The organism is Sphingobacterium sp. B29, assembly GCF_001952815.1.
In the GTDB taxonomy this organism is placed as follows: Bacteria; Bacteroidota; Bacteroidia; order Sphingobacteriales; family Sphingobacteriaceae; genus Sphingobacterium; species Sphingobacterium siyangense.
The window spans coordinates 678,954-695,354 of sequence record NZ_CP019158.1; the positions used below are offsets into that span (position 1 = coordinate 678,954).

Annotated in this window: 7 protein-coding genes, 2 tRNA genes and 3 rRNA genes; 11 read left to right on the plus strand and 1 reads right to left on the minus strand. The window is 42.9% G+C overall.

Annotation, left to right across the window (positions count from 1 at the left end; translation table 11 throughout):
* The first annotated feature begins 2 nt into the window (after window positions 1–2).
* From BV902_RS02920 to rrf, 10 genes are all read left to right on the plus strand, one after another.
* Window positions 3–1,451 carry a RagB/SusD family nutrient uptake outer membrane protein gene (locus BV902_RS02920; RefSeq protein WP_075990711.1) on the plus strand — a complete coding sequence of 483 codons (1,449 nt, stop codon included), beginning with the start codon at window positions 3–5 and terminating at the stop codon, window positions 1,449–1,451.
* A 10-nt stretch (window positions 1,452–1,461) separates the two neighbouring features.
* Window positions 1,462–2,148, plus strand: coding sequence for a hypothetical protein (locus BV902_RS02925; RefSeq protein ID WP_075990712.1), 687 nt, complete (start codon window positions 1,462–1,464; stop codon window positions 2,146–2,148).
* Window positions 2,149–2,153: 5 nt separating this feature from the next.
* Window positions 2,154–3,143, plus strand: coding sequence for a DUF5007 domain-containing protein (locus tag BV902_RS02930; RefSeq protein WP_075990713.1), 990 nt, complete (start codon window positions 2,154–2,156; stop codon window positions 3,141–3,143).
* A 155-nt stretch (window positions 3,144–3,298) separates the two neighbouring features.
* Window positions 3,299–4,891 (plus strand): M60 family metallopeptidase, encoded by a 1,593-nt coding sequence (locus BV902_RS02935; RefSeq protein WP_237241927.1) that lies wholly within the window; start codon window positions 3,299–3,301, stop codon window positions 4,889–4,891.
* Between the two features lie 393 nt (window positions 4,892–5,284).
* Entirely contained in the window at window positions 5,285–5,491 is a 207-nt protein-coding gene (locus tag BV902_RS27215; RefSeq protein ID WP_157625866.1) for a hypothetical protein, read from the plus strand.
* Window positions 5,492–6,205: 714 nt separating this feature from the next.
* Window positions 6,206–7,735 (plus strand): 16S ribosomal RNA (locus tag BV902_RS02945).
* Window positions 7,736–7,856: 121 nt separating this feature from the next.
* Window positions 7,857–7,930, plus strand: a tRNA-Ile gene (locus BV902_RS02950).
* 11 nt (window positions 7,931–7,941) lie between these two features.
* Window positions 7,942–8,015 (plus strand) — tRNA-Ala (locus BV902_RS02955).
* Between the two features lie 226 nt (window positions 8,016–8,241).
* Window positions 8,242–11,123 (plus strand): 23S ribosomal RNA (locus BV902_RS02960).
* Window positions 11,124–11,251: 128 nt separating this feature from the next.
* Window positions 11,252–11,363, plus strand: a 5S ribosomal RNA gene (rrf, locus tag BV902_RS02965).
* Together the 16S, 23S and 5S rRNA genes with 2 tRNA genes alongside form the textbook arrangement of a ribosomal RNA operon.
* 646 nt (window positions 11,364–12,009) lie before the next feature.
* Here rrf and BV902_RS02975 read toward each other — a convergent pair.
* Window positions 12,010–14,136: an ATP-binding response regulator gene (locus tag BV902_RS02975; protein WP_075990717.1), complete on the minus strand. Its 2,127-nt coding sequence runs from the start codon at window positions 14,134–14,136 to the stop codon at window positions 12,010–12,012.
* A gap of 250 nt (window positions 14,137–14,386) precedes the next feature.
* Between BV902_RS02975 and BV902_RS02980 the strand changes: the two genes are divergently transcribed.
* Window positions 14,387–16,396 (plus strand): beta-N-acetylhexosaminidase, encoded by a 2,010-nt coding sequence (locus BV902_RS02980; protein WP_075990718.1) that lies wholly within the window; start codon window positions 14,387–14,389, stop codon window positions 16,394–16,396.
* Window positions 16,397–16,401: the final 5 nt, after the last annotated feature.

Below are 16,401 nucleotides of genomic sequence, written 5' to 3' on the forward strand. Positions count from 1 at the left end.
AAATGAAATTTAAATATATATTATCATTAGTCGGAATATCAGGAATTTTATTATTTAATTCCTCTTGTTCGAAATATCTGGACTTAAAGCCAGAGAATAGCACTTACGATGAGGTGTTTTGGAAAGATGGAGAAAATGTAAATAGGGCAACACTTGGCGCATATGCATTGTTGCGTAACTCGCTTAGGGCAGATCGATCTTATTTCATATTTGGTGATATCGCATCTGGAATAGTACATCAGGCGGGGGACGATTGGAATATGAATGAGTTTGCAAGGTCAGGGGGATATAGATTTAGCTACGCAGCATACTTGGAGGGTAGTCTTTGGAACTGGACGCGTTTTTATGGTATCATCAATCAATGTAATTTGATTGTTGAACAGGCTCAGGGGATGGACAATAAATTGTTCAGTGACGGTGAAGCAGAGAAAAATAGTTACATCGCAAATGCAAGATTTTTGAGAGCATTTACCTATTTCTACATGCAGCGGGTTTGGGGAGATGTATTATTGGTCAAAGAGACTTTTAAAGATCCTCAAAATATTCCTGATATGACAAGGACAGCAGAAAAGGAAACTTTAGCATTCTGTAAGGAGGATTTATTGTTTGCGATCGCTAATCTTCAACAAAACTCGACAAAGAGTTTTGCATCTAAGGGAGCTGCTAATGCACTGATGGCGGAGGTTTGTGCTTGGGAACATGACTATGTTAATGCGGAGAAGTATACGAACGAAACATTAAAACTCGGATATGCCCTAGAAGATGTCAAAGACTATCGGAAGATATGGTTGGGTAACTCTAAAGAATCCATCTTCGAATTGAATATGCTCTATAGTGAGAGCGGAAATGAATTCTCAGAAGACTTTTTTAGTAGATTTCTAACAAGTGCCACTATTCCCGGTAAAGGTAGCAGCTCTGCTTGGTATATTGAACCTGAATTTCTTGAGAGTGAATTTGATAAACCTGAATCAAGGTTAGATTCAATGTCCCTTCCTTTTCCTGATAATGGTCAACAACGAACTATTCGCAAGTACGATAATAAAATTGAATACAGGGAAGGTAAATATGCCATCAGTAATAATTTGGTGCTGATTCGTTTAGCAGATATTATTTTGCTGCGGGCGGAGGCCTATTATAAGAACGGCAAGCCAGCGCTTGCATTGAATGACCTGAATACAATTAGAAAAAGAGCTGGTCTCGAAGAAATACAAGTTTCTGGAGAGGAATTGTTTAAAGAGATATTCAGAGAACGGAGAAGAGAGCTGATTGGAGAAGGAATTATTCAATTTGATTTGATTCGGATGAATATGTTTGAACAATTTGATGAATACTCGGGCGCATATTCGCAAGATAGAATAGCCAACAAAGGATATTATTGGCCGCTGGATATGCGTAATTTATTGCCGCAAAACGAATTGCTGACTCAAAACCCTTGGTGGAGAAATCATTAATAAGGAAATTATGAAAAAGATTATTTTAAATATAGCTTGTTTGCTTGGAATTATAGTAGCTATTAGCTCATGCAAAAAGAATGACTATTTTGTGGGTGGAGAGTTGCATAATCCAAAGATCAATATGACAACGTATGATTGGATGAAAAGTAATAAGTATGGTGTGTTTGATACTGTTTTGATGTTGATTGATAAAGCAGGGGTGAAGGATAAGATCAACGCGCCAGGTGTTACTTTTTTTGCTCCGACAGACTACGATGTTTATAACTATGTACAGGCTCGTACAAGACAGGTCCAAAAAGTTGATCCTAAGAAAATGTGGACAGTAGATTCAATTATGAAATATGAATTGGGTCGATTTGCAGATTCAATTGATATGTATATTACAAAAGAACAATTGACGAATGATAAACTCACCGCATCGGGTAAAAAATATAAAAATAACAAAGGGGGTAATTTTATCATTTCTTATGAAGAAACACGAGATCCTGCTTTAGGCTATAATGAAAATTCCACTGTTTTGCCGAAGGTCGTCATGTTCACTTACCTTTATCAGTCTATTGGAGATGTTTTTGATGTTAAGACTATTATCCCACCTGTCGGCAGCAGAACATTGGTTCAAACTTCTAATGCGCAAACGACTACAGGTGTAGTGCATGTATTAAATAACTCCCATGTTTTATTCTATTATCGTTAAGGGCTATGAAAAGTAAATTATTATATAGTATTGGACTCGCGGCAATTTCGCTTGTGGGCTGTAAAAAAATACCTGAAGGCAACTTGAGCGATATTATTCGTTATGAACAATTGCCTGTCGAAATTAGGATGGGAAGATCCGAAGTTTCAACCGCAATAAACCCAGCTGGATCCAGTAAACCAATTGAGGTTAAATTGCTGAAAGTGTACCAAAAGGAAACTGGAAAAGATGTTACTGATATTTTTATGCAAACATTTCCGATTAAGATCTGGAAAAAATTGTATGATTCTAAAGTTGATACCACGTTGGATCTGATTGCTGCAAAACAAAAAGATACCGTAATGACGGCATTAAGTATCAACAAATTTTCCGGAGCGATTGAGTCGACACCAAATACTTTAAAACTTCCGCAGGGTCATTATGTTTATGATTTAGAAATAAAGAATGCCGTTGGCACGAAAATTTATCCAGCTATCGGTGAGTTTAAATTGGTTGAGGCTCCATACTTTGATGTTCCTGCTGTAAGATCGACAGTCGCGATGAAAGTTGGCGCTGAAACGACGACAAAGTCTATTCCAAGCAATGCTAGTCATATTAAAGTAACCTATTTGGGTCTTGGAGACAATAAAGTTGTTGTAAAAATAGTTGATAAAAATGGTGTTCCATTTAACCCTAAAAAGGGTGAAATAGCCAGACGTCCTAACTCAGGTACTGCAGGCGGTTATTTACAAACTATGCAGGATTACTCTATTTCCACAACGTTATTTGATGATCGGATGGAGTTTGTTTATGGGGTTTTGCCTTTTCCATTAGTTTCTTTAGGGAATGGATTTAATTATTATTATCGTATCCCTGCTCCTTATGTCAATTTTGATGATAGCTTGGGATTACCCTATAATACTTATTCTTGTAACGCAAGATTTTCATTTCAGGCATTTGTGCCAGGTACTTATCAGGTGGATGTTATTGTTCCACAAGTGACGAGAGTAAAGTAGATGAATTTATATTATTAAGAAGGGGAGGTGTGCTTTTGTGCGCCTCCTCTTCCTATTAATATTAATAATGTACCGATACGCTCAAACTATATGCATTGACTAAAATGCACAGAAATTAATAACAAGTTGTAAACCAAATTCCATTTATTATAATTATGATGAAAAGAAAATTTATCGCTTTCGGGTTAGGTCTTATGCTAAGCGCCAATCTGAAAGCTCAAACAGCTCAGGATTTCAAACAGACCTATGCTGATCTTTCCGTATTCGAAGATCCCATGGCGTTAACACTAAAAAAGGGGATTAAGAAAAAACAGCTCAATCAGATTGCTGATACTACCCTGCGCCGGGTTGCGCAGTCTATACTTGATGGCAACTATAACAAGGATTATAAATATGCAACTTATTATGCCTTGTTGAATCCGACAACATTAGGGCATCAATTAAGTATTGGGGACGGTTACAGTAAATATGAAAATATGACCGGTGTGTATCTTCCCAAAGGGAAGCATATTGTTATTGTGGACGGTATTGCAGCTGGTAAAGAGGTAAACCTTGTTGTACCTAACTGGTTGCGAAAAGCCCCTAATCCGCAGGAGCCTACAAAGGACCCGAAAGGTTGGGGATTGGAAAAACAGGAATTCAGATTGCGGAATGGTGTCAATATTATCCAACTCGATGATTACGGAAGTTTAGCTTATATCGATTATTTCTCGGAAGAACCTGAAAAGGAAAACCCCATTAGGGTTCATTTTCCTACGGGGCAGGTAAACGGTTACTTTGATCTTAAAAAACAGGGGAATAAGGAGTGGGATAGTCTGATCGATCATGCTGTATTCCCGATTATGGATGCAAAAGGCGAGCATATTCAGACCGCTTATCCAATAGAGGCATTGAAACAGTATGCTTATGGAAAAGGCGTCGAGCTAATTCGTAATTACGATTCGCTGGTGTATAGGCAACATCGGTTGATGGGACTGGAGAAGTATAATAAAGTACCTAAAAATCGTATTCTAGCGCGGGTGAACTATAATTATTACATGTTCCGTGATGGAGATGGTGTTGCTTATATGGGCGATAAAGTTGGTTACGCGATGAAGATGGTGGTTACGCCGGAATCGGTGATTAAAGGGGATCCTTGTTGGGGTTTCAGTCATGAAGTGGGCCACGTACACCAGACACGTCCCATGTTTAATTGGGGTGGCTTGGGTGAAGTGAGCAACAACCTGTTCTCCTTATACGTAACACGTTCTTTTGGTAATAAAACTCGGGTTTCAGAACAGAACAATTTTGAGAAAGCGAAGGCCAATATTATTGAAAAACGAATTTCTTATTTGTCCGATCCGGATGTATTCGATCGTTTGATTCCTTTTTGGCAGTTACAGCTATATTTTGAGGGAGAAGGAAAACGTCCCGATTTTTATGCGGATCTATTTGAAGCCTTCCGTCAGCAGAATATGAATAAACCCAGAAGACAGCGTTCGGATTGGAGTTCTGATCGAATGATGGGAGAGCGTAATCCTGCCGTTCATCAACTGAATTTTGTTAAAACAGCCTGCGAAGTGGCCAAATTGGATTTGACAGATTTCTTTGATAAATACGGATTCTTTTTTGTTGGTACGTTGGAATACGACGATTATGGAAAGTATACCTATGCCATGACGCAGGAAATGGTTGATGCCTGTCGCCTGGCAATTAAAAACATGAACTTGCCCAAGCCTAAGGCTGATCTTACAGCATTAAGAGATTAGAGCATGTAAACTATAATAACGTCTGAGGCTCCGAATCATCTAAATTGATTCGGAGCCTTTTGTTTGATTGTTATGTCTTTTGAGCCTAGTCGTTATTCTAAACGTGTTACAAGCTGAACGCTTTCTCCTGCTCATTTTCTTTGATCCCATAAACCCTCCAAAAATGCCTATATCATGGCTATTTTGGTTGTATGCTGGGGCACTTGTAGGCTTATTTACGTAGTGTTCTATTTATTCGCTTTTATTTAGTTCTTCTTTAAGCTAGATTTTAATTGGTATTTACTTAGCTTTTGGTTAGGGTTTATTTAGGTATAACCTAAGCTATACCTAAACAAACCCTAACTAAACCCTAACTAAACCCTAAGTAAAGAGGTAAGAAATTATAGCTATAAAATGGGCAATCAGAAGTGCTGTCTGCTGTCACCCTTTTATGTGCTGGGCTGCAGTATCCTTGCGGTGCCATTCTTTCCGGTGGCACAATTTTCCGTCTTTCCGGTACGGATCTTACCCGGGATGCCGCGCAGGCTTTTGGGAGAAGATCCCGACCGGATTATGCAGCCGATTATATCTTATCACTATTATATATATCAATCGTATTAAACTATGCGGTTTTCTGTTCGGCTACGTTTGCGTTTTCCGATCTCCCTTTTCTATGCTGCGGCGGTGGGGCAGTAGACCCGGCAGGTGCATTTCAGGATGTTTTCGTTGCCAGGTGCCGCTACCTGTCCCATTTCGGGTGCAGGATCAGCCTTTTTTCGCCTCCCTCTGCAGCTTCCGCCGCTAAAATGAAAAAGAATCTTGCACCGTTACAGGTAGTTAGAGGCAAAATGAAAATAATAAGAACAAAAGGCTTGGAAGTTTGTTACTAAACTCCCTATCTTTGCACCACTCCGCAAGGGAGGGACGGTTGCTTCGAAAGAAGGAATCCTGAAAAAAAGAAGGGTTTAGGTGAGCGCGGCAGGATTTAAAATCCCGCCCAGTTTATTTTAAACGCGGAAATCGAAAAAAGGGAAAAGAAAAAAAAACTTGAAAAAGTTTTTGGGAGTTCAGAAAAGATTTCTACCTTTGCAGTCCCAACGGAAACGAAGGGAAAAACAAAAAAGATAAAGAGGGGCGCAATGCCCATCGGAATATAGCGGATACGGAAGTTGAAGCGACAAAGTTCTTTAAGAAAACACAATCATGTAAGCGTGACGAGTAGACAAACGAAAGTCATGAACAAATTCAAGTAATTCGTTCAATTCGATCCAAGATCAGAGATATAAAAAAAGAATTCTGATTATTATAAATAGTTGGAATCAAAAACTTCATTTTACAATGGAGAGTTTGATCCTGGCTCAGGATGAACGCTAGCGGCAGGCCTAATACATGCAAGTCGGACGGGATCCATCGGAGAGCTTGCTCGAGGATGGTGAGAGTGGCGCACGGGTGCGTAACGCGTGAGCAACCTACCTCTATCAGGGGGATAGCCTCTCGAAAGAGAGATTAACACCGCATAACATCAACAGTTCGCATGTTCGGTTGATTAAATATTTATAGGATAGAGATGGGCTCGCGTGACATTAGCTAGTTGGTAGGGTAACGGCTTACCAAGGCGACGATGTCTAGGGGCTCTGAGAGGAGAATCCCCCACACTGGTACTGAGACACGGACCAGACTCCTACGGGAGGCAGCAGTAAGGAATATTGGTCAATGGGCGGAAGCCTGAACCAGCCATGCCGCGTGCAGGAAGACTGCCCTATGGGTTGTAAACTGCTTTTGTCCAGGAATAAACCTCTTTACGAGTAGAGAGCTGAATGTACTGGAAGAATAAGGATCGGCTAACTCCGTGCCAGCAGCCGCGGTAATACGGAGGATCCGAGCGTTATCCGGATTTATTGGGTTTAAAGGGTGCGTAGGCGGCCTATTAAGTCAGGGGTGAAATACGGTGGCTCAACCATCGCAGTGCCTTTGATACTGATGGGCTTGAATCCATTTGAAGTGGGCGGAATAAGACAAGTAGCGGTGAAATGCATAGATATGTCTTAGAACTCCGATTGCGAAGGCAGCTCACTAAGCTGGTATTGACGCTGATGCACGAAAGCGTGGGGATCGAACAGGATTAGATACCCTGGTAGTCCACGCCCTAAACGATGATAACTCGATGTTGGCGATAGACAGCCAGCGTCCCAGCGAAAGCGTTAAGTTATCCACCTGGGGAGTACGCCCGCAAGGGTGAAACTCAAAGGAATTGACGGGGGCCCGCACAAGCGGAGGAGCATGTGGTTTAATTCGATGATACGCGAGGAACCTTACCCGGGCTTGAAAGTTAGTGAAGAGTGCAGAGACGCACTCGTCCTTCGGGACACGAAACTAGGTGCTGCATGGCTGTCGTCAGCTCGTGCCGTGAGGTGTTGGGTTAAGTCCCGCAACGAGCGCAACCCCTATGTTTAGTTGCCAGCATGTAATGGTGGGGACTCTAAACAGACTGCCTGTGCAAACAGAGAGGAAGGTGGGGACGACGTCAAGTCATCATGGCCCTTACGTCCGGGGCTACACACGTGCTACAATGGATGGTACAGCGGGCAGCTACATAGCAATATGATGCTAATCTCTAAAAGCCATTCACAGTTCGGATTGGGGTCTGCAACTCGACCCCATGAAGTTGGATTCGCTAGTAATCGCGTATCAGCAATGACGCGGTGAATACGTTCCCGGGCCTTGTACACACCGCCCGTCAAGCCATGAAAGTTGGGGGTACCTAAAGCATGTTACCGAAAGGAGCGTGTTAGGGTAAAACCGATAATTGGGGCTAAGTCGTAACAAGGTAGCCGTACCGGAAGGTGCGGCTGGAATACCTCCTTTCTAGAGTATCGAAGATCGGTGCTCGTCACGTTACATATGATTGCAAGAAGAAAAAACATCAGAAGAAAGTGCCCGCCCCGAAAGGAGCAGGACCGAGAGAAAGAGATGAACAAGATAAGCTAGTCCCGTAGCTCAGTTGGTTAGAGCACTACACTGATAATGTAGGGGTCAGCAGTTCAAATCTGCTCGGGACTACGAAAACGATTGGGGAATTAGCTCAGCTGGCTAGAGCACCTGCCTTGCACGCAGGGGGTCAACGGTTCGAATCCGTTATTCTCCACATCACCGGTGAAGTATAAAAGATATACTTCAGGATACCGGAAAAAGAGTTCTTTGACATATTGAAAGAGAAAAAAAATTACAAGAGAAGACAACAGTATAGAGACAATACGTGTATGTGTTCGATGTAAAGAGGAGACCCTCGGTCAAGGCCGAACGAATCTTTACGTAGCATACGGGTATATATATCAAAAGCAGCCGCATAGTAGCAAAAGGCTATGCCGGTGAAGAAAGTAAATAAGGGCACACGGGGGATGCCTAGGCTCTCAGAGGCGAAGAAGGACGTGATAAGCTGCGATAAGCTTTGGGGATTGGCAAATGCGACTTGATCCAGAGATTTCCGAATGGGGCAACCTGACTATTTGAAGAATAGTCGTATAAAACGCGAACGCGCTGAACTGAAACATCTAAGTAGGCGTAGGAGAAGAAAATAACAATGATTTCCCAAGTAGTGGCGAGCGAACGGGAAAGAGCCCAAACCGATCATGTTACGGCATGGTCGGGGTTGTAGGACCACGAGATTGTACAGCGCTATGAACTGGAAGCAGGTGGGAAACTGCGCGACAAGGGTGAGAGCCCCGTACAGGTAAAGAATGTTGACATAGTGGTATCCTGAGTACCGCGGGACCGGAGAAATCCTGTGGGAATCCACCAGCACCATCTGGTAAGGCTAAATACTCCTGAGAGACCGATAGTGAACCAGTACCGTGAGGGAAAGGTGAAAAGAACCCCGAACAGGGGAGTGAAAAGAACCTGAAACCGTGTGCTTACAAGCGGTTGGAGCAGGCAGGTCCTGTGACAGCGTGCCTTTTGCATAATGAGCCTACGAGTTACTCTTGTCTGGCAAGGTTAAGTCCTTCAGGGACGCAGCCGAAGCGAAAGCGAGTCTTAATAGGGCGCATAGTCAGATGAGGTAGACGCGAAACCTTGTGATCTACCCTTGGGCAGGTTGAAGTTGCAGTAACATGTAATGGAGGACCGAACCGATAAACGTTGAAAAGTTTCCGGATGACCTGAGGGTAGGGGTGAAAGGCCAATCAAACTGGGAAATAGCTCGTACTCCCCGAAATGTTTTTAGGAACAGCGTCGGCGTAGAGTTTGATAGAGGTAGAGCTACCGATTGGGTGCGGGGGAGTCAAATCCTACCAAATCCAGACGAACTCCGAATGCTATCAAATATAGCCGGCAGTGAGGCTTTGGGTGCTAAGGTCCAAGGCCGAGAGGGAAAGAACCCAGACCATCAGCTAAGGTCCCCAAATTCGTTCTAAGTTGAACTAACGAGGTCCGGTTGCCCAGACAGCTAGGATGTTGGCTTGGAAGCAGCCATTCATTTAAAGAGTGCGTAACAGCTCACTAGTCGAGCGGCCGGGCGTGGATAATAAACGGGCATCAAGAACGGTACCGAAGCTATGGATTTGTACTGAAAGATGTGCATCTGGTAGGGGAGCATTCCATCGCCGGGGAAGCAGTTTGGCAATGAACTGTGGAGGTTATGGAAAAGCAAATGTAGGCATAAGTAACGATAAGGCGGGTGAGAAACCCGCCCACCGAAAGACCAAGGTTTCCTGATCAACGTTAATCGGATCAGGGTCAGTCGGGACCTAAGGCGCACCCGAAGGGGGCAAGCCGATGGACAACTGGTTAATATTCCAGTACTCTTCATAACTGCGATGTGGTGACGGAGTAGTGACACTGCCGCGAACTGACGGAATAGTTCGTTGAAAGGCGTAGGTATAGGGACGGTAGGCAAATCCGCCGACCCTGCTGAACCCCAATAGTACAGCAAAGCTCCGGTGGCGCTGATAGAGCAGGTAAACAGACTTCCAAGAAAACCCGCTAAGCTTCAGGTTATGAAGACCCGTACCGCAAACCGACACAGGTGGTCGAGGAGAGAATCCTAAGGTGCTCGAGTGAGTCATGGCTAAGGAACTCGGCAAAATGGCCCTGTAACTTCGGGAGAAGGGGCGCTGTCTCGTAAGAGCAGCCGCAGTGAAAAGGCCCAGGCGACTGTTTAACAAAAACATATGGCTTTGCAAAATCGCAAGATGAAGTATAAGGCCTGACACCTGCCCGGTGCTGGAAGGTTAAGAGGGGATGTCATCGCAAGAGAAGCATTGAATCGAAGCCCCAGTAAACGGCGGCCGTAACTATAACGGTCCTAAGGTAGCGAAATTCCTTGTCGGGTAAGTTCCGACCTGCACGAATGGTGTAACGATCTGGGCGCTGTCTCAGCCATGAGCTCGGTGAAATTGTGGTATCGGTGAAGACGCCGATTACCCGCAACGGGACGGAAAGACCCCATGCACCTTCACTATAGCTTAACATTGAGATTGGGTACAGGATGTGTAGGATAGGCGGGAGATGTTGAAGTGGCTTCGCCAGGAGTCATGGAATCAACCTTGAAATACCGCCCTTTCTGTATTCGGTTTCTAACTCGGCAATGCCGAGGACATTGTTTGGTGGGTAGTTTGACTGGGGTGGTCGCCTCCAAAAAGGTAACGGAGGCTTTCAAAGGTAAGCTCAGTACGCTTGGTAACCGTACGTGGAGTGCAATGGCATAAGCTTGCTTGACTGTGAGACCGACAAGTCGAACAGGGTCGAAAGACGGACATAGTGATCCGGTGGTTCTGTATGGAAGGGCCATCGCTCAAAGGATAAAAGGTACGCTGGGGATAACAGGCTGATCTCCCCCAAGAGCTCATATCGACGGGGAGGTTTGGCACCTCGATGTCGGCTCGTCACATCCTGGGGCTGGAGAAGGTCCCAAGGGTTGGGCTGTTCGCCCATTAAAGTGGCACGCGAGCTGGGTTCAGAACGTCGCGAGACAGTTCGGTCCCTATCTGTTGTGGGCGTTGGAAGTTTGAGTGGATCTGACCTTAGTACGAGAGGACCGGGTTGGACAGACCTCTGGTGAACCTGTTATGCCGCCAGGTGTACGGCAGGGTAGCTACGTCTGGAATAGATAAGCGCTGAAAGCATCTAAGTGCGAAACTAGCCACGAGATGAGACTTCCTTATAGGGTCGTAGAAGATGACTACGTTGATAGGCCATAGGTGTAAAGGTTGAGAGACCAAAGCCAAGTGGTACTAATAGCCCGAAGCTTTCTCAAGCAGACAGACACTGTTGTCTTCCTCTTTAATTTTTAAGAAACAAACAGGAAACGAACCTCTTTCAATAGCTATGTCAGTTGGCATGAATCACATGATAAGAATATCATAGATCATCCAATAAAGATTTTTAGGTGCCTATATCGGCGGTGTCTACCTCTTCCCATTCCGAACAGAGCAGTCAAGCCCGCCAGAGCCGATGGTATTGCCGTAACAGGTGGGAGAGTAGGTCGGTGCCTTTTTTTACACGGAAGCCCTTGCTGGAAACAGTCAAGGGCTTCTTTCGTTTAAGTACTTCCGTATTTCTATGTACAGGCTATTGCATATCCTCCGCCTATCGGTTATCGCAGCACAGGACCGTCGGTGAGCCGGTCCATCGGTAGCTGTTCCGCAAACGGTAACAGCCCTGCAACCGCAACTGTCACTGTCCAGCAGTGGTAATGGTACATTGCTCCTATCTCTCTTAAACCCAATACCCTTTTCTTTAAACCTGCAAGCTGCAGCATTACTTCCCGAATAACCGGATATTCCTCAGGAACTCTTTTCATCCCTTTGCGGGAGATAGCTAGAATATGGCGAAGTTTTGAATTAGGACTATTGGCAGCGGCCTTTATTGCTATTTCTGTTGTCTATAAACAGCTTCGTAATAAGGTTTTTAGCTTTTGCCTATGCTAGCGCTGGACTATATGGTCTTTGTTTGTAAAACTGGAGTTAAGCAAGAATAGGAAAGCTATCCAATTCCATAAAGAATGTTGATACGGCAGGTAGTTTTTTTACACAGGTATTGAAGAGTAATGTTTTACTTAAATACCGAAAGTAAACGCGAGTAGGAGTCAAAAAAATTAGGGAAGGTCAAAAGGCCTTCCCTAATTTTTTTGACTAGCACGCTTACAAAATCTTTGCTATAAGCTGAGCAAGGATAGCTTTGTCCAGAGGTTTGGTCATGACGCCATCAAATTGATGTAGCTGCCCTTCTGGAATCTGTACGGTTACTTGTGATTCATCTGACGTCAGTGCAATAACTTTGCTATTCCATCCCTTTACACTATTGTTGTCTTTGACCGTATTGAGGATATCCCAACCGGTAGGGCCATGCATTTTGAGATCGGTGATAATAATATCCGTTCTATTTTCCTTCAGATAGGCTATTGCAGTAGATGAATCCTGATAGATTTTCACATCTTCGAAATGTTGCAATGCTTGTTTTACGAATAGATTATTGATCGGATTGTCATCAATAACGACAAAGCGTAGCTCTTTTGAGAGCTTATCCAAGCTCGTAATTTGTTTCCTATTTTTCTTTTCTTCGGTGAATGGAACGAGTAACGTAAATGTTGATCCCTTGCCCTGTTGACTGCTAACACTTAACGTTCCGTTTAGCTGTTCGGCCATGAGTTTAGCAATATGTAATCCCAATCCAAAACTATTCTTGGATTTCTGATCGGTCATATAATACTGTTCGAAAATATGCTCCTGATCTTTTGCCGAAATACCTTTTCCTGTATCGTTGACTAATATATGTAATTTGGATCCCTGGTCTCTGCTGATAAAGGCTTTTACCTCTATCTGCCCCTTATCTGTATATTTAATGGCGTTGCTCAAGAGGTTAGAAATAATCTGTCGTACACGATACGTTCCGCTTTTGATTAAGATGTCGGGATCGATATCAATGTAACTGATGAGTTTTAACCCTTTTTTGTCTGCTTGAGCCTGCTGCATTTTTATGAGGTTCGCGAGCAATTGAGTTGGCGAAAAATACTCAGCCTTAATTTCGAGTGTACCAGACTCTAGTTTACCGAGATTCAGAATATCTTCCACAGTATCATTGATCACATGGATATCTTGTGTAATAGAGTCTAATAAAATAGGGTTGACCCGATTGTTTGCCGCATTGCTCTTTAGCAGATCAATAACACTGACCAAAGAATTGACCGGTGTGCGCACATCATGACTTACATTTGCCAGTATACTGGCCTTCTCTTTCGCTGTTCGCAAGGCATAATCTCTAGCGGCAGTAAGCTTACGCTCATACACAAGTGTATTGTAGTGGTAGGACAACAAGAGTGTCACCATAATAATCATGAGAATAATAGAAGCGATGACCTGTTTGCCAAAAATAGAAGAGTTTTCCCGATAAAGCTTGAAATCTTGAATTTCAGCAGCCCTTAATACCTCATCTTCATGGGTCTTAATGCGAAGTAAGGCCGTACTGATCGTACTGAACAAATTGTAGTTAGACTGTAGAAGCTGTCTTTCCTTTTGTTGCAGCTCAGTAAATGAACGACGGATTTTACTGAAATCTTGCCGGTGGAATGTTTCATTTTGTTCGATCAAATTTTGGATCTGGCTATGTATTGCCTTGATTTGATTAACGTTAAAATTCTGCTCCAGCTTATCAGCAACCAAGGTGTCGTTTTTAGCTTTGAAAATACGTGTAAAGAGTTTTTCTTTCTTTCGCACTATGGTATCCTTCTTACTTACATTGAGTGCTGTATCTCGTAATATTTTATTGACAACCGAATCTGCGAGGATACGATTGTTTCCGGGGCGAATTGTTCTATTCGTTTTCGTTAAGAGTGACAGCGAGTCTTTGGCCAAAAAAATCATGTTGTCAACAGATTTTTTAATGTGCGCGAACTCGTCTGAAAGGGAGATATTTTGTTCCAAGGAAGTATTCGTAGAGAAAGTAAGTCCTTTTTGGGAAGATAACTTCGAAAGGGAATCAATATAAAATCGTAACGTATCTAAACTATTACTGTAATTCTTTAAATTTTCGGCACTGAAGTCCACGGTATAAGAGCGAAAGGCATTTCCGGCAGCATTATACGAGGAAAAGAGTTCGTAAAAAAGATTCGTCAATTGATTTTTAGAACTGTAAGCTTTATTTAAACGGGCTTCGGTCTTTTGGTACTCAATATATTGATAGGTAAATATCGAACCGATATAAACCAAGGAAAGAATCAGGAAAGCAATTAAAACTGTCCTGATAATAAATAATTTTTTACTGTTTTTCACGTTATTGTTCTTTCACCCCAATAAGTTAACTATAGCCTATTTTGTTTTGTCTGGAAGTCAAATTTAATACTAAAAAATGATATCCTCTTGGTGTGCCTGTAGCCAACGAGCTACTTTTTGAAAATCTTACACAATCGTTTGATTGAAAGTTGGAGTAGAAGGATCATTTTTTATTTTTTATTTTGCATAACGAAACCAATAAACGGTCTTTTTTTTGTCTGTTTATTTAAAAATAAAAACTTAAATTTTAATGAAAACACTCCTCTGTTCAGTAGCGTTATCCCTTTTATTTGCGCAAGGGCTGCATGCGCAATCTGGGATTGATATTATCCCCAAGCCTCAGGAAATCAATATAGGAGCAGGCCAGTTTCAGTTGAATCCACAAACTTCCTTAAGTTTTAAGAACTGCGATGTGAAAGATGTGTCTTTGTTTGTTGAGCAGCTGAGAAAAGTAACGCATTATCCCCTGAACATAAAAAAACAGGCGAGCAATAGCATTGAATTTAAACTAGACCCTAAATTGACAACGCCTAATGATGAAGGCTATCAGCTTGAGGTTTCCAATCGGGGAGTGGTCGTGACAGCAAAAAGCTCCCATGGGCTTTTCAATGCAACGCAATCACTGCGGCAACTTTTACCGACAGCTTTCGAGGGTAGTAACCCAACCAAAGAAATAAGCTGGAATATTCCAGCAGTGAAAATTAAAGATTATCCCCGCTATCATTGGCGTGGTTATATGAAAGATGTGAGCCGGACTTTCTTCGATGTGAAAACTGTGAAAAAGTATTTGGATGTCATGGCATTATACAAAATGAATACGTTCCATTGGCATTTGACGGATGACCAGGGCTGGAGGATCGAAATAAAGAAATATCCGAAATTGACCATGGAAAATGTGACGGTATTTTATCGAACAGAAAAACAACCTGCAGAACGCAGTGGATTTTATACACAGGAGCAGATCAAGGAAGTTGTTCAATATGCTCGAGAGCGTAATATTACGATTGTGCCCGAGATTGATGTTCCTGGACATTCATGGCCGACAATATTGGCCTATCCTGAACTTGGGGTCAACAAAAATTCCTACCCGAATCACATTTTTCCTTTTGTGTCATCTTGGGGCTATTGGGGAAATCAATTTACCCCCAATACATTGGATCCGACAAAAGAGTTTACGTATGAATTCTTGAATAATGTGTTCACTGAAATCGCTAACCTCTTTCCGGGTAGTTATATCCATTTTGGGGGGGACGAAGTCCGTCATGACTTGTGGGAAAAAGAGGCGCATGTGCAGGATTTTATGAAACAGCACCAGATTAAGGATGTCAAAGCACTTCAGAGCTATTTTGTTCAACGCGTTTCTGATATCATCGTCCAGAAAGGGAAAAAACCGATCGGGTGGAATGATATCTTAGCTGATGCTAAAAACTTGCCGAAGAGTACAGCAATCATGAGCTGGCTTGGTGAGGAAGCGATCAAGGAAGCGACCAAAGATGGATTTAAGGCCGTAGCCACACCAGCATCGCATCTCTATTTTGATATTACACAGGCCGATCGGAATGATGGTACCATGACTGACCTGGCCTATCCGCAGATAAACTCGCTGAAAAGAGTGTATGAATTTGATCCTTCTGCGGGACTTAGTCCGGCTGAGGATCAGCTTGTCCTCGGTGTTCAGGGAAATATGTGGACAGCGTTGGCCCAGGATATTAAAGACCTGAATGTGCAGAATTTTCCGCGACTGCTTGCGGTTGCTGAAATTGGATGGGCTGCTAAGTCAGCGAAAGATTATACAGCGTTCAGCCATCGATTGGATGCCAATCTTCCAAGATTAGATTCCATGCGTATTGATTATTATCGTCCCGGGGGATATATTGCGGGATCATGGGGACCTAATGATATCAAGGAAACGTATAGTTTTCTAACTTTTGACGTGAGCAGGAAGATTTACGATAATGGACGAGCGCAAGCTGGATTTTTCTTTGTGGAGGGGAAGAATTTTCTGGAGATTGATGCCGTACAATTGCTACAGGACGGGCAGGTCATTGCAGAGGATGGACATCATGCGCTTGCGGATAAATTTAGGGGAACCAACAAGATCAAACCTTTTTACTACAATTTTACGGTAACGAACTATAATCCGCAATCGAAATACGAAATCAAAGCCCGCGTCAGAGGCGCTGGCGGTGTGGATTCAAAAGGAAATTTTACATTTAATTTGTCTCCGAATAGGCCTTTTGATAAGATAGAAAAAAAATAAAGGGT